The 17,284-nt window shown below is 70.9% G+C and carries 18 protein-coding genes and 2 pseudogenes; 11 read left to right on the forward strand and 9 right to left on the reverse strand.

Going from position 1 to position 17,284, the window contains the following annotated elements; all coding sequences use genetic code 11:
- From AWC30_RS17875 to AWC30_RS17095, 4 genes and pseudogenes are all read left to right on the forward strand, one after another.
- Positions 1 to 213 (forward strand): annotated as a pseudogene (locus AWC30_RS17875) (HNH nuclease); the annotation flags it as partial.
- A gap of 203 nt (positions 214 to 416) precedes the next feature.
- The gene (locus tag AWC30_RS17880; RefSeq protein WP_165756501.1) at positions 417 to 575 is read left to right on the forward strand and encodes a hypothetical protein; all 159 of its coding nucleotides are present in this window, start codon (positions 417 to 419) and stop codon (positions 573 to 575) included.
- Positions 576 to 620: 45 nt separating this feature from the next.
- The gene (locus AWC30_RS17090; RefSeq protein WP_085111440.1) at positions 621 to 1,472 is read left to right on the forward strand and encodes an SDR family oxidoreductase; all 852 of its coding nucleotides are present in this window, start codon (positions 621 to 623) and stop codon (positions 1,470 to 1,472) included.
- Positions 1,473 to 1,511: 39 nt separating this feature from the next.
- Positions 1,512 to 3,023: a serine hydrolase domain-containing protein gene (locus tag AWC30_RS17095; RefSeq protein WP_109562118.1), complete on the forward strand. Its 1,512-nt coding sequence runs from the start codon at positions 1,512 to 1,514 to the stop codon at positions 3,021 to 3,023.
- 12 nt (positions 3,024 to 3,035) lie between these two features.
- Here the strand turns inward: AWC30_RS17095 and AWC30_RS17100 are convergent, their stop codons facing one another.
- The 6 genes from AWC30_RS17100 to AWC30_RS17125 all read right to left on the reverse strand — a co-directional run bounded on the left by AWC30_RS17100 (position 3,036) and on the right by AWC30_RS17125 (position 9,553).
- Positions 3,036 to 3,362 carry a GNAT family N-acetyltransferase gene (locus AWC30_RS17100; protein WP_085111441.1) on the reverse strand — a complete coding sequence of 109 codons (327 nt, stop codon included), beginning with the start codon at positions 3,360 to 3,362 and terminating at the stop codon, positions 3,036 to 3,038.
- A gap of 51 nt (positions 3,363 to 3,413) precedes the next feature.
- Positions 3,414 to 4,805 (reverse strand): NAD-dependent succinate-semialdehyde dehydrogenase, encoded by a 1,392-nt coding sequence (locus tag AWC30_RS17105; protein WP_085111442.1) that lies wholly within the window; start codon positions 4,803 to 4,805, stop codon positions 3,414 to 3,416.
- Complete coding sequence (doeA, locus tag AWC30_RS17110; protein ID WP_234808144.1) at positions 4,802 to 6,055, reverse strand: ectoine hydrolase; 1,254 nt, start codon at positions 6,053 to 6,055, stop codon at positions 4,802 to 4,804. Before doeA ends, AWC30_RS17105 begins: the two co-directional genes overlap by 4 nt.
- A 14-nt stretch (positions 6,056 to 6,069) precedes the next feature.
- Positions 6,070 to 7,332, reverse strand: coding sequence for an aspartate aminotransferase family protein (locus AWC30_RS17115; RefSeq protein WP_085111444.1), 1,263 nt, complete (start codon positions 7,330 to 7,332; stop codon positions 6,070 to 6,072).
- A gap of 22 nt (positions 7,333 to 7,354) precedes the next feature.
- The gene (gene doeB2, locus AWC30_RS17120) at positions 7,355 to 8,542 is read right to left on the reverse strand and encodes a N(2)-acetyl-L-2,4-diaminobutanoate deacetylase DoeB2 (protein WP_234808145.1); all 1,188 of its coding nucleotides are present in this window, start codon (positions 8,540 to 8,542) and stop codon (positions 7,355 to 7,357) included.
- A 174-nt stretch (positions 8,543 to 8,716) separates the two neighbouring features.
- Positions 8,717 to 9,553, reverse strand: coding sequence for an oxygenase MpaB family protein (locus tag AWC30_RS17125; RefSeq protein ID WP_085111446.1), 837 nt, complete (start codon positions 9,551 to 9,553; stop codon positions 8,717 to 8,719).
- Positions 9,554 to 9,658: 105 nt separating this feature from the next.
- Between AWC30_RS17125 and AWC30_RS17130 the strand changes: the two genes are divergently transcribed.
- Positions 9,659 to 10,273, forward strand: a complete 615-nt coding sequence (locus tag AWC30_RS17130) for a TetR/AcrR family transcriptional regulator (RefSeq protein WP_165756502.1) — start codon at positions 9,659 to 9,661, stop codon at positions 10,271 to 10,273.
- Positions 10,274 to 10,280: 7 nt separating this feature from the next.
- On the opposite strand, the gene AWC30_RS17135 is transcribed toward AWC30_RS17130, so the two are convergent.
- A complete protein-coding gene (locus tag AWC30_RS17135; RefSeq protein WP_109562119.1) occupies positions 10,281 to 10,697 on the reverse strand; it encodes a WhiB family transcriptional regulator in 417 nt (138 codons plus the stop codon).
- Positions 10,698 to 10,841: 144 nt separating this feature from the next.
- Between AWC30_RS17135 and AWC30_RS17140 the strand changes: the two genes are divergently transcribed.
- The 5 genes from AWC30_RS17140 (at position 10,842) to AWC30_RS17160 (ending at position 14,654) form a co-directional block, all read left to right on the forward strand.
- Complete coding sequence (locus AWC30_RS17140) at positions 10,842 to 11,603, forward strand: helix-turn-helix domain-containing protein (RefSeq protein ID WP_085111448.1); 762 nt, start codon at positions 10,842 to 10,844, stop codon at positions 11,601 to 11,603.
- Positions 11,600 to 12,394, forward strand: a complete 795-nt coding sequence (locus AWC30_RS17145; protein ID WP_085111449.1) for a C40 family peptidase — start codon at positions 11,600 to 11,602, stop codon at positions 12,392 to 12,394. Before AWC30_RS17140 ends, AWC30_RS17145 begins: the two co-directional genes overlap by 4 nt.
- Positions 12,395 to 12,526: 132 nt before the next feature.
- Positions 12,527 to 13,993 carry a DUF4226 domain-containing protein gene (locus AWC30_RS17150; RefSeq protein WP_109562120.1) on the forward strand — a complete coding sequence of 489 codons (1,467 nt, stop codon included), beginning with the start codon at positions 12,527 to 12,529 and terminating at the stop codon, positions 13,991 to 13,993.
- A 12-nt stretch (positions 13,994 to 14,005) separates the two neighbouring features.
- Entirely contained in the window at positions 14,006 to 14,338 is a 333-nt protein-coding gene (locus tag AWC30_RS17155; protein ID WP_085111450.1) for an ESX-1 secretion-associated protein, read from the forward strand.
- Between the two features lie 10 nt (positions 14,339 to 14,348).
- Complete coding sequence (locus tag AWC30_RS17160; RefSeq protein WP_085111451.1) at positions 14,349 to 14,654, forward strand: DUF2694 family protein; 306 nt, start codon at positions 14,349 to 14,351, stop codon at positions 14,652 to 14,654.
- A 3-nt stretch (positions 14,655 to 14,657) separates the two neighbouring features.
- Here AWC30_RS17160 and AWC30_RS17165 read toward each other — a convergent pair whose 3' ends face one another.
- Together AWC30_RS17165 and AWC30_RS17170 are read right to left on the reverse strand one after the other, a co-directional pair.
- Complete coding sequence (locus AWC30_RS17165; RefSeq protein ID WP_085111452.1) at positions 14,658 to 16,454, reverse strand: glycoside hydrolase family 15 protein; 1,797 nt, start codon at positions 16,452 to 16,454, stop codon at positions 14,658 to 14,660.
- A gap of 50 nt (positions 16,455 to 16,504) precedes the next feature.
- On the reverse strand, positions 16,505 to 16,969 hold the full coding sequence (locus AWC30_RS17170) for a GatB/YqeY domain-containing protein (protein ID WP_085111453.1): 465 nt from the start codon (positions 16,967 to 16,969) through the stop codon (positions 16,505 to 16,507).
- A 126-nt stretch (positions 16,970 to 17,095) separates the two neighbouring features.
- On the opposite strand from AWC30_RS17170, the pseudogene AWC30_RS17930 reads away from it, so the two are divergent.
- Positions 17,096 to 17,284, forward strand: a pseudogene (locus AWC30_RS17930) (hypothetical protein); the annotation flags it as partial.

A 17,284-nucleotide genomic window follows, 5' to 3' on the forward strand; every position in this document is an offset into this window, starting at 1 on the left:
TGGACCAACGGCGGCCACACCAACGCCGACAAACTCCACTTCGCCTGCGGCCCCCACCACGGCGCCATCACCCGCGGCACCCAACACACCATCGTCACCCAAAACGGCCGCCTCGGCTGGACCAACGGCACCACCCCACCCCAAACCAACCACGCCCACCACCCCGACGAACTACTCCACGGCGACACCGACCCACCCACCGACAAGGAGTAGCGGAGCTGCTCCTGAAGTATTACGAACGCGAGGTCTGCCCGAACGCCGACACCTTCGAGGATTCGCTCGACCAGTACGACTCCGCGATCACGGAGAAGATCATGGCCGACCCGACTCGAGGGACCCGCGTTGGTTGCGGAACTCGCCGAGACCGGCGGACCGCGCTCGGATTGAGCGACCCGGTGAGCGGGTAGCCGACCGCTATGGCTGAATTCGATCCCGCAGACGTAGCACGGACCGCCCGCGAATTACGGTCGACGATGGAGGCGATCGACCGCGGCGACGCCGACATGGCCGCCATCCGCTCCCAGCTGGAAGCCGCCGCGCTCCAACTGGAATCGTTCACCACCGGCAACCCCTGACCGGCCGGGACTTTTAACCCAGCCGGCGTCGGGTACCCGCCCCGCATGGCTGACAAGACGGTACTGGTCACCGGGGCGGGCACCGGGTTCGGTAACGAGGTCGCGCTGCGCCTCGCCGAACGCGGTCTCGACGTCATCGCAGGGGTCGAGATCTTCCCTCAGGTCTGGCAACTCGAACAGCAAGCCGAGCAACGCGGCGTTCAGCTTCGCCCCGAGAAACTCGACGTCACCCACCCCGGGGACCGCCGCAAGGCCGCGCAGTGGGACGTCGACGTGCTGCTCAACAATGCCGGCGTGGCCGAAGGCGGTGCGGTCGTGGATATCCCGGGCGCCAACCTGCGCCACCAGTTCGAGGTCAACGTGATCGGCCCGATCCTGCTCACCCAGGCGATCGCCAAGAAGATGGCCGCCCGACGCAGCGGCAAGATCGTTTTCATGTCCTCGACGTCCGGGTTGATCATCGATCCGTTCGGCGGCGCCTACGCGGCCTCCAAGTTCGCGCTGGAAGCCCTCGCCGAGACCCTGTTCCAGGAGCTGGCCGAGTTCAACGTCGAAGTGGCCACCGTCAACCCGGGTTCCTTCCTCACCGGCTTCAACGACCGCATGCTCGACACCTGGCAGAGCTGGGAGGACGATCCGGCCACCCGGTTCTTCGACTACACGCAGCTGTCGTTCGCTTCCAAACAGCACGACCCGGAACCGGTCTATCGCACTGCTGTCGGAGTGGTCACCGGCGAGATCGACGGTTACCGCAACGTCGTACCCGAATCCGACATCGACGACGTCCGCGCCCAGCGCGCGCAGGTGTGGGACCGCAAAGTGAGCGACGGCCGCGGGGAACGGCTCGACGCGGTCCAGGCGGCCTACGATCTGGAGCCGGAGACCCGCGCCCCCTGACCGCGGTAGCAGTCGCCGGACACGACTACCGTCGAGCCGGTGAGAGTTTCGCGGGCGGCCCGGATCTGCGGCAACGCGGCGGTGGCGGCCGTCATCGCCGGGCTCCCGGCCTGCGCGCCGGTGGCCCATCCCCCGCAGCAACCCTCGCCACCACCCGCACCGCTCACGACGGTCCCGCCGCCACCGCTGCCGAGCGTGGCGCCGAACCCGGCTTTCGCGCCGATCACCGGTCTGGTCCAGGGCGCGATCACCGCGCACCGGCTGCCCGGCGCGGTCGTCCAGATCGGCCACGCCGGCGACATCGTCTACCGGCAGGCCTTCGGGGAACGCAAACTGCCCGGTGAGCCGGGCATCGACGGGACACCGGCACCGGCCGAGCTGATGACCGCCGACACCATCTTCGACCTCGCGTCGCTGAGCAAGAGCATCGCGACCACCGTCGCGGTCCTACAGCTCTACGAACAGCACCGGATCGGCATCGACGACCCCGTCGAAACCCACCTTCCGGAGTTCAACCCGACCGGCGACCCCGAACGCGCCGGCGTCACGCTGCGGATGCTGTTGACCCACAGTTCCGGGCTCGGCGGCGACCTCAGTCACCAGGGCCCGTGGGGGCTGACCGGTGCGGATAAGGCCGCCGGCCTGCACCGGGCCTACACCTCCACGTTCGAGTTCCCCCCGGGCGCCGGATTCCACTACTCCGACATCAACTTCATCCTCCTGGGCGAGATGGTCGAACGGATCACCGGCGAACCGCTGGACCGCTACGTGCACGAGCAGGTGTTCGCCCCACTCGGCATGACCGAGACCCGCTACCTTCCGGCGACCAAAGCCTGTGGGCCGCACCGGATCCAAGGCAACGCCCTGGTCTACGACCCGGCGGCGCCGACGGGCTCCGACTGCCCGGCGGACGGGTGGAGCATCGACCTGCTGCCGCGCATCGCACCCACCGCCCGCGACGGCGACACCCCGGGCATCAACCCCCACTTCGGTCAACTGCTGCGCGGCACGGTGCACGACCCGACCGCGCGGCGCATGGGCGGGGTGGCCGGCAGCGCCGGAGTGTTCTCCACGGTGACCGACCTGGGCCGCTACGCGCAGGCCCTCCTGGATCTGCTCGCCGGCAGACCGAGCGACTTCCCGCTTGCCCCGGCCACCGCGCAACTGATGGCCTCGCCGCAGCAACCGGGCCACGACCCGACGCAACTGGACGCGGCCAACAACGCCACCCAGGTCGCGATCGCGAACACTCCCGACCGTGCCGACCCGCTCCTCGCCCCGAGCTACCCGGCCGTCCCCGGCCAACCGCTGCGCAGCCTCGGGTGGGACATCGACACCCTGCACTCCATGCCGCGCGGCCTCGTCTTTCCGATCGGCAGCATCGGGCACACCGGGTTCACCGGCGTGACCCTGTGGATCGACCCCGGCTCCGACACCTACGTGATAGTGCTCGCCAACGTCATCCACCAGCCCGGCGGCCCCCCGATCGCCAGCCTCAGCGGTGACATCGCCACCGTGGCGGCCCGGGCACTGCACCTCTACGACAGTTGAGCAGCGGCGAAATCAGCCGGTGGCCGCCTCGGCGGCCGCACGCGCCTCGTCGGTGACCGGGTCGACGAGGTCCCGGTAGCCGTCGTGCTTCTCCACGTAGGACGCGACGAACGAGCAGATCGGCACGACCCGTTTGCCGGCCGCGCGGGTCTCGTCGAGCGCGGCGGCGATCAGCTTGCCTGCGAGGCCCTGACCGGTGAACCTGTCGTCGACCGTGGTGTGGTGAAAAATGCGCTGACCGTTGGTGTCGACATAGTCGGCCAGCCCGGCCCGCTCCCCGTCGACGTGGATCTCGTACCGCTCGCCGGTGTTCTTCGTGGTGATGTTCGCATCGGCCATGGCCTGTTCTCCTTTCACATCGATTGCCCTGGATGGGGGTTCGCCCGGACATCAGTCCCGTTTCGGGCCCACCCACACCTGCTGGGCGTTCACGAACTCGTGGATCCCGTGCGGCCCGAGCTCACGGCCGTACCCCGACCGTTTCACCCCACCGCTGGGCAGCCGCGGATCGGTCTTGACGATCCCGTTCACCGCCACTTGCCCGGTCTCCAGCTCACGGGCCAGCGCCTCGCCGCGCTCCGCGGTGGTCCACACGCTGGCCGCCAGACCGTAGGGGGTGTCGTTGGCGACGGCCAGGGCCTCCTCCAGGTCGTCGACGGCGAGCACCGCGGCGACCGGCCCGAACGTCTCCTCGGCGCACGCGGTCATCCCCGGCGTCACCCCGGTCAGCAGCGTCACCGGGTAGAAGAAGCCCGGTCCGTCGGGCAGTTGCCCGCCCAGCAGGCACTCCGCGCCGGCCTCGACGGTCTCGGTCACCTGCCGGTGCAGGTTGTCGCGTAGGTCGGCGCGGGCGATGGGGCCGACCTTCACGCTCTCGTCGCGCGGGTCGCCGACGGTCAGCGCGGCGAACCGCTCCCGCAGCAGCCCGACGAACTCGTCGTACACCGTGCGCTCGACGATGATGCGCTTGGCGGCGATGCAGGACTGGCCGGCGTTGATGATCCGGGACAAGACGATCACGTCGGCGGCCGCCGTCAGATCCGCGTCGGCCAGCACGATCGACGGGTCCGAGCCACCCAACTCCAGCACCGCCGGCTTGATCTCGCTCGCCGCCACCGCCGCCACCGCGGCACCGGCGCGGTCCGAACCGGTGAACGACACCGCCCGGATCCGCGGATCACGGATCACCCCCTCGACGTCGGGGGTGGCCGCCAGCAACGTCTGGAACACGCCCTCCGGGGCGCCTGCCGCGGCGAAGGCCTCCGCGATGGCCAACCCGCAGCCGGGCACGTGCGGGTCCGGTTTGAGCACCGCGGTGTTGCCGGCCATCAGGGCGGGCGCACAGAACCGGAACGCCAACCAGAACGGTGCGTTCCACGGCAGGATGCCCAGCACCGGACCGAGCGGCAGGTACTGGACGTAGCTGCGGGTGGCGTCGGAGTCGATGTGGTCGGTGCGCAGGTACTCCGCGCCGAACTGGGCGTAGTGCTCGGCGGCCCAGGCCGCCTTCTCCACCTCGCCGCGGGCCTCCCCGATCGGCTTGCCCATCTCCTCGGTCATCAACATCGCGAAATCATCGCTGCGCCTGCGAAGTTCGGCGGCGACACCGCGCAGCAGATCGGCGCGCTCGGAGAACCCGGTACGCCGCCAGGACCGGAAGGCGGTCTCGGCGGCGGTCAGCGTCTGGTCGACCTGTGCCGCCGACGCGGCCGGCACCTCTCGGATCACCGCGCCGGTGCTGGGATCGGTGGCGGTCAGCGTTGTGGTCGCGGTCTGCGTCATTGCGCCTCCCTGGAGTTGTCGGCGGTCACCGGCTCGGCCTGCCCGTCGCCGTCGGCGTCCATCGGGACCACCGACACCGCCCCGGCCACGCCGGTGCCGGTGCTGTCGTCGTGGACGGTGAAATCCTCGTCGAGGGTGAAGAAGGATTCGCAGCCGCTCTCGGTGATCCGCAGGGTGTCGGAGATGCCGACGGTCTTGTCGCCGTCGACGCCCCACATCCACGGGATCACGTGGAAGGTCATCCCCGGCTCCAGTGCGGTGAAGTCGCCGGGGTTCAGGCTCAGGATGTAGCCCTCGTCCCAGGACGGCGGGAACGCGATCCCGATCGAGTACCCGGACCGGGTGACCAGTCGCGCGCCCACGGTGTTGTCGGAGATGACGCGCCGCACCACCGAGTCCGCGTCGGACACTGTCATCCCGGGCCCCATCAGCGAGCGCAGTTCGGCGAGCGCCAGCTTCATCCGCTCCTGCGCCGCGTACATCGAGGCGCTGAGCTCGCCGTTGACCGCGGTGCGCATCAGCGCGGTGTGGTAGCGCCGGTAACAGCCACCGACCTCGAGGAACACGTGCTCACCGGGTTCGATGGTGCGGCCCTCCCAGGTGGCGTGGCCGATCATCGACCGCGGCCCGGACGCGACATAGGGCATGACCGCGGGGAACTCGCCGCCGGCGCGGAACATCGCCGCGCTGATCGCCGCGGCCACCTCGTTCTCGGTGTTGCCCGGCACCGCGGCGGCCAGCCCGGCCGCCATGCCGGCCTCCGCGGCCTGGGCGGCGCGGGCCATCACCTCGATCTCGGCCGCGGATTTCCGTGCCCGGCCGGCTTCGACGATGCCGAAGCAGTCCATCAGCACGCCCTGCTGGAACGAGGTGTGGATCCGGTCCTGCTGGTAGGCCGGGAAGAAGTAGCTGTTGCGTTCGTAGCCGACCCTCTTGTCGCCCAGCTTGTTCTGCCGCAGCGCCAACACCAGCTCCTGGATGGCGTCGCCGGTGTCGGGGTAGGGCCGGGTGCGTTCCACCCAGGTCCGCGCGATGACGTTGGACTCCTCCATCGCGCGGGTGATCATCACCGGCTCGTCGTCGAGCGGCACCACCAGCGCCTGGAAGAACGAGTAGCCGGTGGTCTGGTATTCGGTGAGGTACATCAGGTTCTCGGGGTCGGTGATGACCACCGCGTCAAGGTTGCGACGCTCCATGCGCTCGCGCAGCTCGGTGAGCCGCCGCTCGTACTCGGCCGGCTCGAAGGTCATGTCGTCGCGGTACCTCATGAGCCCGCGCCCGTCGCCTGTGCCACCGCGGCGGTCAGGATGTCCAGTCCCTGCTTCAGTTCGTCGTCGGGGATCGTCAGCGGCGGGATCAGTTTGAGGACCCGACCTCCCGAGCCGCACGGCCCGATCAGCAGGCCCTGCTCGAAGCAGGTCTGCTGCACGCGCTTGGCCAGTTCGCCGTCGCCGACGTCGAGACCGAGCAGCATGCCGCGGCCGCGCACCTCCCAATCCCGGTCCGGGTGGTCCTTGGCGATCGCGGTGAGCGCCGACTGCATCGTCTCGCCCTTGGCGGCGACCTCACCCATCAGGGCGTCGTCGGTGAAGTACTCCAGTGCGACCGTCCCGGCCACCATCGACAAGCCCTGCCCCCGGAACGTCCCGGTGTGGGCGCCGGGTGCCCAGTGCGCGTCGTGCTCGGGCTTGTTCAAGCACACCGCGATCGGGGTGCCGTATCCCCCGAGGCCCTTGGCCAAGGTGATCACATCGGGGTCGATGCCCATACCGTCGAAGCTGAAATAGCTGCCGGTGCGGCCCACCCCGGCCTGGATGTCGTCGACGATCAACAGCGCCCCGGTCTCGCGGGCCAATTCCTGCACCTGGCGCAGCCACTCCGCGCTGGCGACGTTGACCCCGCCCTCGGCCTGGATCACCTCGACCAGGAAGGCGGCGGGCGCGGTGAGTCCGCTGGACGGGTCGGCCAGCGCGGCGGCGTAGTCGGCCAGCGCGTTCTTGCCGCCGGGCGCGGTCTCATAGGGCAGGCGCACGATGTCCCGCAGCGGCACCCCCGCCCAGCGGCGGAACGCGTCGTTGCCGGTGGCAGCCAACGACCCCAGCGTCATGCCGTGGAAGCCGTGGCTGAAGGCCACCACTTCGCGGCGGCCGGTCACCAGCCGGGCCAGCTTGAGTGCTGCTTCGACGGCGTTGGAGCCGGTCGGCCCGGTGAACTGCATCCGGTAGTCCATGCCGCGCGGGGCCAGCACCACATCGTGGAAGCGGGTGAGGAATTCGCGTTTGGTGGTGGTGTGCAGGTCGAGGCTGTGCGCGACACCGTCGGTCTGCAGGAAGTCGATGAGGGCCTGCTTCATCCGGGGGTTGTTGTGGCCGAAGTTCAGCACCCCGGCCCCCGCGAAGAAGTCGAGGTAGGAGCGGCCGTCCTCGTCGGTGAGCCGCGCGTTGGACGCCGAGGCGAAGACGGCGGGGAACGCCCGGCAGTAGGACCGGACTTCGGACTCGTAGTTCTCGAACGCGGTGATATCCATCCATCTCCTCCTCGGTGTTCCCCTAGCGGGGCTTCTTGTCAGCGGTGGGCACCCGCGCGCCGCCGGCCAGTCCGACCAGCAGACGCGCGACCGGGTCGATCAGGTCGTCGTTGAAGTCGTAACGCGCATTGTGCAGGGGCGCCGTCTCTTTCGCGTCGGCGGAGCCGCCGCCGATCAGCGCGAAGGCGCCGGGAACCTCCTGCAGGTAGTAGCTGAAATCCTCCGACGCCATCACCGGAGCCGCCGCCTGGTGGCGCGGCCAGTCGTCGCCGAAAACGGCCGTCAGGGCGTCGCGCAACTCCGTGGCGGGCGCGGGGTGGTTCACCGTCGCGCTGTAGCGAGCGAAGGTCTGCACCTCGGCGCTGACCCCGTGCGCGGCGGCGGTGTCGGTCGCGATCTCGGTGATGGCGTCGAACACCCGGTCGCGGACGCCGAGGTCCGGCACCCGGATGCTGCCCCCGAGCGCCGCGGTGTCCGGGGTGACGGTCGGGGCCGACTCGGCCTGCAGGGAGGTCACCGCCAGCACGGCGGCCTCCTGCGGGGCCAGCCGGCGCGCCACCACCTGCTGCAGCGCGACGGTCACCGCCGCGGCGGCCAACACCGGGTCGCGGGTGTTCTCGGGCTGGGACGCGTGCCCGCCGCGGCCCTGCAACTCCACCCGGAAGGTGCCGTTGGCCGCCATCACCGGGCCATCGGGGCAGAGCGCGCGGCCCAGCGGCAACGCCGGCCAGTTATGCCAGCCGAACACCACGTCGACGGGCCGTCCGCCGGCGTTGCCCAGGGGCGGCCCGAGGCACCCGTCCTCGATCATCCGGGCGGCACCGTGCCCGCCCTCCTCGGCGGGCTGGAACAACAGGGTCACCGGCCCGGGCAGGGAGTCCTCCTGTGCCTTGAGCCAGCGCGCCGCCGCGATCAGGGTGGCGGTGTGGCCGTCGTGTCCGCAGGCGTGCATCAGCCCGGCGTGCTCGGAGGCGTACACCAGCCCGGTCTGCTCGGTGATCGGTAACCCATCGAGGTCGGCGCGCAACGCCACATGCCGGCCCGGGGCGTGCGGGGCCAGCACACCGACGGTGCCGGTCTGCGCGCAGTCCCGGCGCGGGATGGCGGCGGTGTCGAGAATGTCGCGCACCGTGGCGGCGGTGGCGTGCTCCGTCCAGGCGATTTCCGGGCGGCGGTGCAGTGCGCGGCGCAGTTCGCGCGCCTGTGCCACGGTCTCGGGCCAGGAAGTGGTTATCGGACCTCCTCGGATCGGAGCCCATCTCGGTCGACGGCCAAACCTCTACGGCCCAAACCTACGCCGGATGCCGGTGCCCCGCCCGGTGAACGCCGCGCGCCGCCGAACCGGTCCCCGCCCGTTACCGGTGCGGCCGGCGCGGCACCGCGGTCAGAGGAAGCCGCGCCCGGACCGCAGGCGGCGGCGCATGTCCCACAGGTAGTAGGTCGAGGGCAGCCGCCGGATCGGGCCGGGCACCAGCCGGTAGACCGGCGGCACCACGGTCATGAACAGCTCGAAGCCGCGCTGGCGGATCGGGCCCCAGGACAACCGGAGTTCCTCGCGGAGGTGTTCCGGCAGCAGCCCGGTGGTGATGAACCGGTTCAGCGGCATCAGCGCCTTGACCGGCAACGGGGAGTCGCCGCCTCGCAGCAGGGCGTGGATGAAGGCGCGCACCTGGTCGTCGACGGTGAGGGTGGGGAGCTTGCGCTGCCAGTACTGCTCGAACTCCGCGCGGGTCGCGGGCCACATGTCCGGCTTGACCTGCAGGGCGGTGCCGTAGACCGCCGACTGGCGGTAGATCCGGTCGGCGGTCTCCTCGTCGGGTTCGCCGAAGAACCGCGCGTACAGGTCGGCGCCGTTCTTGTACAGGGTGGCCGCAACCCACAGCTGCAACTCGGGGTCGAAGGCGTTGTAGGTCTCCGAGCGGACCGGCACGTGGGCCTTGTTCACCAGCCGGACGATGGCCCGCTTCTCCTCCGGGGTGCCCATCGTCACGGCGTAGACGTAGGCCATCGTGGTGCGCAGCCGTTCCAGCGGCCGGTGCAGGGTGTCGCTGTGGTTGGCCACGCCGTGGCCCACCCCCGGTTCGGCCATCTGCAGGAAGACGGTGGCGCCGGCGCCGAGCAGCACGAAGAACTCGCCGACGAAATCGGCCAGCCCGAAGCCGTCCTCATCGAGGTCGGGCAGCTGCGCGGCGGACGAGCGGTCGGCCAATTGGGCAGTCATGCGGACTCCTCACGTGTGCAACCTCGGCGATGCAACGAAACAACATCAATTATTGCAATGTTGTGCATTGATGGGCAAGGGGTCCGGTGGCTAGGTTTGACGGTGATGACATCCGAACCGCTCCTGGCGCAGCTCAGTGGAGTGCACGACGACGACGTTCCGTTGCTGACGGCCGCGTTGGAGCAGTTCGCGTTCACCGGTGTGCGGCGGACCAGCACCGACGACATCGCCCGCCGGGCGGGGGTCAACCGGGCCACGCTCTACCGGCGGCTGGGCACCAAACACGACATCATCAGCGCGGCGTTCCTCTACGAGGCCGGCCGGGTGCTCGCCGCGATCGACGCCGGCGTCGGAGAGATCGACGACGACGTCGACGGGTACATCGTGCGGTTGTTCGTCGTCACCCAGACAACGGTGCGCACCAACCCGCTGTTGCGGCAACTGCTCGCGGTCGACCAGGACGAGACGTTGCGCGCGCTGACGGTCGGGGCCGGGCGCGTGGTGGACCTCTCCGCGCAGTACCTGGCCGGCCGGATCCAGCAGGTGCGGGAGCGGTCCGGGGGCAGCACCGACCCCGCGCAGATCGCGATGCTGTGCGGGTTGCTGGCCCGGCTGACCCAGTCGATGCTGCTCACCCCCGACGGGCCGCCGGCCGCCGGGACCGAACCGGAGATGCGCCGCTTCGCCGAAACGATCCTGGTGCCGCTGATCCGCGGGTGAACCGGCCTCAGGCCGCCGACTGCGGACCGGAGTCCAGCCCGGGCAGGTGGAACACCGTGCTGGTCGTCACGAGCGGTTCGAGTGGACGCTGGGCGAGCAACGCGGCGTTCTCCGGCAGTTGGCGCGGGTTGACCTCGCCGGCGGCGATCCGGCGCAGCACGGCGTGTGCGCGGGCCAGTTCGCCGCGTTTTCGGTATTGGCCGCCGGGCAGTTTGATGCCGGCCCAGACGCCGTACTCCTCGCCGTGTTCGACGGCGTAGCCGGCGCAGCGGCGTTGCTGGGCCAGTGGGCAGCGGCGCAGGCAGAGCAACCGGGCGCGGGCGGCGGAGCGTTCGTAGGCCCGCGCTTTGGCGGCACCGTCGCCGTTGTCGTCATCGGCGTAGCCGAACCACAGGTCCGGGTTCTCCGAGCAGGGGTAGATCACGAGCCGCCTCCTCACCGATAAAACATGGAGGAAATCGTAGAACAGAGGGGCACCGACCGCAAGACAAACAAATAAGAAAACATATAACTCGACGAACGGGTCCGGCCGGCTGTGTACCATCCGTGCCATGGCCGGAGCCACCCGATGAGCCGCGAATCCGCGGGCGCGGCGTTGCGTGCGCTGCGCGAATCCCGCGACTGGTCATTGGCCGACCTGGCCGCGGCCACCGGCGTCAGCGTCATGGGCCTGAGCTATCTCGAACGCGGCACCCGCAAACCGCACCGGAGCACAATCCACAAGGTGGAGAACGGGCTTGGGCTACCACCGGGCACGTACGCCCGGCTGGTGGTGGCCGAGGACCCCGACGCCGAACTCGCCGAGGCGGTCGGCGCCGCGACCGTGCCCGCCGACTCCGCGCCGCGGCCGGCCGACGCCGTGGTGGTCGACCGCAGCGGTGACGTCACGGTGCTCGAGGACTACGCCGAAGCGCAGATCGAGGCCCTCGACTCGGTGATCGCCCGGTTGCCGCCGTCCACATCAGACGAATATGAGACGTATATTCGTTCTGTGATCACGCAGTGCGTGAAAGCCGAGTTGCTGGCCGCCAACTCCTGGCGGGTCGCGGTGAACGCCGGGGCCGACCCGGCCGGTCCGTTGCTGGGACACCTGCGCACCCTGGAATCGACGCGACGAGCGCTGCTCAGCCGCCTGCCCATCAGCCTGGGCGCACGATTCGACCGCGCCTGCACCGCTTCGTGCCTGCCCGACTCGGTGATCGCCACGCTGCTCGGCATCGACGCCGGGCAACTCTGGCAGATCCGCTCCGGCGGGCCGGTGCCGCCCGAAGCCCTCCCCCGCGTCAACGGTTTCGTGGCCGCCACCACCGACGACGCAAGCCGACCATGAACAGCACCGAGGTGGCGTTGCTGCGCCGGGCCCACGACCTGTTCGCCGCGCCGGCCGGTGCCCGACTGCCCGACGTGGCCGTGACCCGGACACCGGCTGCCCCGGCCGGGCTTGAGGCCTACCGGCTGGCCGCCCACCGCGCCGACCGGGCCCTGACCGTCGCCCGCCGCACCGATGCCGCCCTCGACCAGACCCTCCGGCAAGCGGTGCAGGACCACGACGAAGCCCGCACCCGTACCCGGGAGACCGTCGACGAGGCCGTCGCCGACGGGCCGGGGAACCCGGCCTCTCCGCTGGCCCAGCGTGAGGCGCTGCGCCGCCGGGTGGCCCGGTTGCGGGCCCAGCACCGCCACGTACTGCGCGCGCAACGGCGGGCGCGCAGGCACGCCGCGGCGCTGCGCGGCCTGCGTTACCGGGGTAGGCGGCGTCGGCGGCGTGGCCCCGCCCGGCCGGGCAGTCGCGCTGCCGCAGCGGTGCGGGCAGCGTTGTCGCGGCTGGGCCGGCCCTATGTCTGGGGCGCCACCGGCCCGGACAGCTTCGATTGCTCGGGGCTGGTCCAGTGGGCCTATGCCCGGGCCGGGGTCGCCTTGGACCGGACCACCTACGAACAGTTGTCCGACGGCGTGGCGGTGCCGCGCTCCCAGGTGCGCCCCGGCGATCTGGTCTTCCCGCACCCGGGACATGTGCAGTTGGCCATCGGCCACGACCGGGTGGTGGAGGCGTCGCACCCGGGCGCCCCGGTTCGCATCGCGCCGTTGGGTTCTCACGTGCAGATCCGCCGCCCCACCTGAGGCCGATCCGACGCACGGGCGCTGAATTGTTGCCCGCCACCGACCTGGGTACGGTCAGCGCATACGGGGCCGGCGCGGGCGTTGGCCGGAGCTGAAGCCCCGAACAGACGGCTTAGCGGATGGCTTGGCGGCATGGCGACGGTTGAGCAGGTTCTGGCGGCCATGGAGCACGTGCGCTCCTGCACCGGCGACGCGATGGCCGGGCTCACCCCGGCCGATCTGGTGGACCTGAGCCTGGCGATGCCAGGCGGTGGCATCCCGGAACACCTGGACGTGCTGCTCGCCAAGATCCACCGGGCATTCCCCACGCTGTTCGACCCCCGCACCGGCACACCGGTCACGCCTCGCACACCGTCGCCCGCCGATCCGCGCCGCCAGGAAGGCGCGACCGTCGACACCGGCCGCGAGCATGAGGACGGGCTGGCCCGGCAGGCCACCGCGGCCGCACGGCTGGACCTGTTGGTGATCGCCGCGGTCCGCGGTGCGCACCGGAAAGCCGAAGGCAGCGCCGGCGCCCTTGAGGCACTGCAGCGCGAGATCGACGACGCGGTGCGCGGGCGCACCGACCTCGACACCCCGGCCGGGGCCCGCGACTTCCAGCGGTTTCTCATCGGCAAGCTCGGTGAGATCGAGGCGGTGCTGCGCCAGGCCGACCTCGACGAGGCGTCCTACCGCGCGTTGATGACCGCCTGGAAGTCCCTGTATGCGACCGGTCGCGACCCCGGCGAACCGGCGCCCGGCGACGACAGGCCTGCCACGCCGGCAGGGTCCGAGCCGGCGCCCGCGGAATCCGGCGTCGTCGCGCCCGACGGCCTCGAGGACCTCGACTTTCCCGATGTCCTCGATGACCCCGACGGCCCCGATGACTATGCCGCCCCGACTCCGGGTCCGCCCGCGCCGGTCGCGCCACCGCCACCACCGGCGCCCGCGCAGCACGCTCCGGCGCCGCCGCTGGCGGCGGCCCCGTCCGGTTTCGGGACACCGCTTGGCGCCGGTCTTCCGCTGGGCGACCTGCTCTCCGGGGCCGGCGCACAGGACACACCGCGCCGCACCGCCGGCGACGCCGACGTCGACGACGCGTTCCCGCTGGAGGACGACCTGGAGGACGACCTGGACGAGGCCCGCGACGGGCCGGATGATGATCGGCCGGATGAAGAGCGACCGGATGACGCTCAGGACGACGCCGCCGACACCCCGGCGGCGGGCGGCCCCACCACGGTAACCCTGCCCACCGGCGACACCGTCACCGCCGCCAGTCCGCAACTGGCCGCGGTGATCACCGAGGCGGCCGCCGGCACCCCGATCCCCGACGCGTTCGCACACCAGGGCATCACGCTCCCACCGACGGGCACCGCGGTGCCCGATCCCCTCGATCCGGCCCGTCTCGCGCCGGGGGATGTCGGCATGTTCACCGATCGGTATGCACTGTCCCTCGGCAACGCGAAAGCAATCGTCAACGGACAGATCCAACAGAGCACTTCCGTTGCCGGGCCGAGCTTTCTAGGCTGGGAGCATCCGCCGGGCCCGGGGGTGACGCCCACCGTGCCGCCCCCCGCCGATGCGCCGACGCCGACCCGACCGGCGACCACGGGTGGTTAAGGAGGAGACCCGATGGCAGACAACATCCACGTGGTGCCGGCGGAACTGCGCGCCGTCGCCGAGCATCACCGCAGGACCGCCGAAACCCTGGCCGAGGCCCCGGCGGCCCATCCGGCGATCCAGGCCAGCCTCGACTCACTGGGCCCGATCTTCGCCGACCTGGCCGAGGCCGGACGCGAACTGCTCGAGCAGCGCCGCCGGTGCTACCAGCGGCAGGCCGGCGCGCACGCCGACCTGGCGGACAACCTCGACACGGTCGCCGGGCTGTGGCTCCAACACGAGCACGATGCCGCCCGACGCTTCGACGCGCTCACCGACGGCCCCGGCCCGACCGCCGCCCGGTGATACCACGGCGATGACCGCACCGAACCCGGACTTCGACGCCGTCCACCCGAGCGGACAGATCCTGTTCCGCTCCTGCCGCGGCGGCTACCTGCACAGCGTGGCGCTCGGCGAGGAGGTGATGGACGCCGACGCCGCACTGCTGGCCGAGGCGATCCTGCTCGCCGCTGACGTCTCCCACCTCAGGGCGCTGCTCCAGGTGCGCGCGGAGATCGTCGCCGCCGGGCACACGCCGTCGGCGCAGGTGCCTACCGCCGACGATCTGGCCGTCGCCGTCGACAAGCTGCTGGCGCACCGGTTGGTGACCGGCTCGCCGTGATGGTCAGGACCGGCCCGGGTTACGGGTCTGGGTCGAGGCGCCGCTCAGCTGTCGCGCGGTGTTGACCAGACCCACCATCGAGAACGCCTGTGGCGTGTTGCCCAACTGGCGGCGCTGCACCGGGTCGTACTCCTCGCTGAGCAACCCGACGTCGTTGCGCAGGCCCAGCAGTCTGGTGAACAGCGCACGCGCCTCGTCGTGCCTGCCGATGCCGCACAGCGCGTCGGCCAGCCAGAAGGTGCACACCAGGAAGGCGCCCTCGCTGCCCGGCAGCCCGTCCTCGGCGGCGTCGGTGCGGTAGCGCAACAGGAAGCCGTTGTTGTCCAGTTCGGCCTGAACGGCTTCCACGGTGCCGACCACACGCGGGTCGGTCCACGGCAGGAACCCGACCCGCGGGATCAACAGCAGCGCCGCGTCGAGCCCGGGCGCCCCATAGGACTGGGTGAAGGTGTTGCGCTGTGAATCGAAGCCGTTGGTGCAGACGTCGGCATGGATCTCATCGGCCAGCGCCCGCCAGCGCTGCACCGGCCCTTCGCGACCGTGTGCCTCGACCGCGTGCACCGCCCGGTCCACCCCGGCCCACGCCATCACCTTCGAGTGCACGAAATGACGTTGCGGCCCGCGCACCTCCCACAGGCTGGAATCCGGCCGGTCCCAATGACCTTCCAGGAAGTCGAGCAGTGCGCGCTGGATGTCCCAGGCGGTGTCCTCGCTCTCGATCCCGCAATCCAGCGCGAGGTTGAGTCCGTCGAGCACCTCGCCCCAGACGTCGAGCTGGAACTGGCCGACCGCTTCGTTTCCGACCCGCACCGGCGCCGAGCCCGCGTAGCCGGAGAGCCAGTCCAGGCTCTGCTCGGGGAGCCGCCGGGTTCCGTCGAGTCCGTACATGATCTGCAGTTTCGCCGGGTCCCCGGCCACCGACCGCACCAGCCACTCCCGCCAGGCGCGAGCCTCGCTGACGTATCCGGTGCCCAGCAGTGCCTGCAGGGTGAAGGTGGCGTCGCGCAACCAGCAGTAGCGGTAGTCCCAATTACGCACGCCACCAATGGCTTCCGGCAAGGAGGTAGTGGCCGCGGCGACGATCCCGCCGGTCGGCGCATAGGTGAGGGCCTTCAGGGTGATCAGCGCCCGCCGTACCTCGGCTTCCCACTCGCCGCGGTAGGTGCACTGCCCGATCCACTTTCGCCAGAACGCCTCGGTCTTGCCCAACGCGTTCTCCGCTTTCGCCTGGACCGCGTTGGGCACCAGATGCGACGCCACATGGGTCAACACGAACGGCACCCGGTCGCCCGCGGCCACGGTGAACTCGGCGACCGTGCTCAGGTGGTCGCCCCGGATGTCGACCGGAGTGCTCAGGCACAGGGTGTCCGGCCCGGCAACCGCGATGAGGCCACCCGCGTTTCGGCGCACCCAGGGCACGACGTTGCCGTAGTCGAACCGGATGGTCAGATCCATCCGCATCGGAACCCGGCCGCTCAGCCCTTCCACGATGCGCACGACGTCGGCGCTGTGCCCACGCGGCGGCATGAAGTCGATGATCCGGACCGACCCCGCGTCGGTGTCCCACTCGGTCTCGACGATCAGCGTCTCGCCGCGGTAACCGCGTCGGGTTGCCGGACCGCCGGAGGCCGGAGCCAGCCGCCAGCGACCCGCGGACTCGTCGTGTAGCAGCGCGGCGAAACAGGCGCCGGAATCGAAGCGCGGCAGGCACAGCCAGTCGATGCTGCCGTCGCGGCCGAGCAGCGCCGCGGTGTGCAGGTCGCCCAGTAGGGCGTAGTCCTCGATGGGCGCGGACACCATCTACCGATCACTCTCCCGTCGTCGGTACCGACTCGATGCAGCCGCGGCTGCTACAGGCGGGATTTCACCGCCGCGGCCAGCCGCGCGCCGTCGGCTTTGCCGGCCGCGATCGCCGTGGCGGCCTTCATCACCAGGCCCATCTGCTTGACGGTGGGCCGCTCCCCCAGGTCCTCGGCGACCTGCGCCAGCGCGGTGTCGACGACGTCGGCCAGCTCACCCTCGGTCAGCGGTGCGGGCAGGTACTCGTCGAGGATGCGGGCCTCGGCGTGTTCCTGGGCGGCGAGTTCGCCGCGGCCGTTCTGGGTGTAGACCTCCGCGGCCTCGGCCCGTTTGCGGGATTCCCGGGTGAGCACCTTGAGCACGTCGTCGTCGGAGAGTTCGCGGGGCTGCTTACCGGCGACCTCCTCGGCCTGGATCGCCGCCAACGCCATCCGCAGGGTCGCGGTCCGCAGCTTGTCCTGCGATTTCATCGCCTGGGTGAGATCGGCGCGCAGCCGCGACTTCAGTTCGCTCATGGCTGTGACGCTACGCCGCCACCGGCAGCCCGACGCCGCGGATCTGCGACACGACGGCCCCGCCGTTGAGAAATGCGGTCTCGGCCGACAGGATAGGGCCATGGCTTATGACTGGGACCCGCGCCGGTGAGCACCCAACCGCCCGACGACACGGGCGAACCGGACCCCGAGAAGACGACCCTGACCCCTCCGGGCGGCGGTCCCGATCCTGCCGAGCAGACCACGGCCTACGGTTCGCCGGCCGGCTACCCGCCGCCGGAGTCGGGCCCACCGCCCGGATACGGCCCGCCGCCCGGCCCCCCGCCGGGCTCCGGT

Source organism: Mycolicibacillus trivialis (assembly GCF_002102395.1).
Lineage (GTDB): Bacteria > Actinomycetota > Actinomycetes > Mycobacteriales > Mycobacteriaceae > Mycobacterium > Mycobacterium triviale.

Bases quoted from the DNA above. Each gene is read 5' to 3' on its own strand.
- AWC30_RS17880 (WP_165756501.1), top strand. From the start codon at position 417: ATGGCTGAATTCGATCCCGCAGACGTAGCACGGACCGCCCGCGAATTA.
- AWC30_RS17090 (WP_085111440.1), top strand. From the start codon at position 621: ATGGCTGACAAGACGGTACTGGTCACCGGGGCGGGCACCGGGTTCGGT.
- AWC30_RS17100 (WP_085111441.1), bottom strand. From the start codon at position 3,362: ATGGCCGATGCGAACATCACCACGAAGAACACCGGCGAGCGGTACGAG.
- AWC30_RS17105 (WP_085111442.1), bottom strand. From the start codon at position 4,805: ATGACGCAGACCGCGACCACAACGCTGACCGCCACCGATCCCAGCACC.
- doeA (WP_234808144.1), bottom strand. From the start codon at position 6,055: ATGACCTTCGAGCCGGCCGAGTACGAGCGGCGGCTCACCGAGCTGCGC.
- AWC30_RS17115 (WP_085111444.1), bottom strand. From the start codon at position 7,332: ATGGATATCACCGCGTTCGAGAACTACGAGTCCGAAGTCCGGTCCTAC.
- AWC30_RS17125 (WP_085111446.1), bottom strand. From the start codon at position 9,553: ATGACTGCCCAATTGGCCGACCGCTCGTCCGCCGCGCAGCTGCCCGAC.
- AWC30_RS17130 (WP_165756502.1), top strand. From the start codon at position 9,659: ATGACATCCGAACCGCTCCTGGCGCAGCTCAGTGGAGTGCACGACGAC.
- AWC30_RS17140 (WP_085111448.1), top strand. From the start codon at position 10,842: ATGAGCCGCGAATCCGCGGGCGCGGCGTTGCGTGCGCTGCGCGAATCC.
- AWC30_RS17145 (WP_085111449.1), top strand. From the start codon at position 11,600: ATGAACAGCACCGAGGTGGCGTTGCTGCGCCGGGCCCACGACCTGTTC.
- AWC30_RS17150 (WP_109562120.1), top strand. From the start codon at position 12,527: ATGGCGACGGTTGAGCAGGTTCTGGCGGCCATGGAGCACGTGCGCTCC.
- AWC30_RS17155 (WP_085111450.1), top strand. From the start codon at position 14,006: ATGGCAGACAACATCCACGTGGTGCCGGCGGAACTGCGCGCCGTCGCC.
- AWC30_RS17160 (WP_085111451.1), top strand. From the start codon at position 14,349: ATGACCGCACCGAACCCGGACTTCGACGCCGTCCACCCGAGCGGACAG.
- AWC30_RS17165 (WP_085111452.1), bottom strand. From the start codon at position 16,454: ATGGTGTCCGCGCCCATCGAGGACTACGCCCTACTGGGCGACCTGCAC.
- AWC30_RS17170 (WP_085111453.1), bottom strand. From the start codon at position 16,969: ATGAGCGAACTGAAGTCGCGGCTGCGCGCCGATCTCACCCAGGCGATG.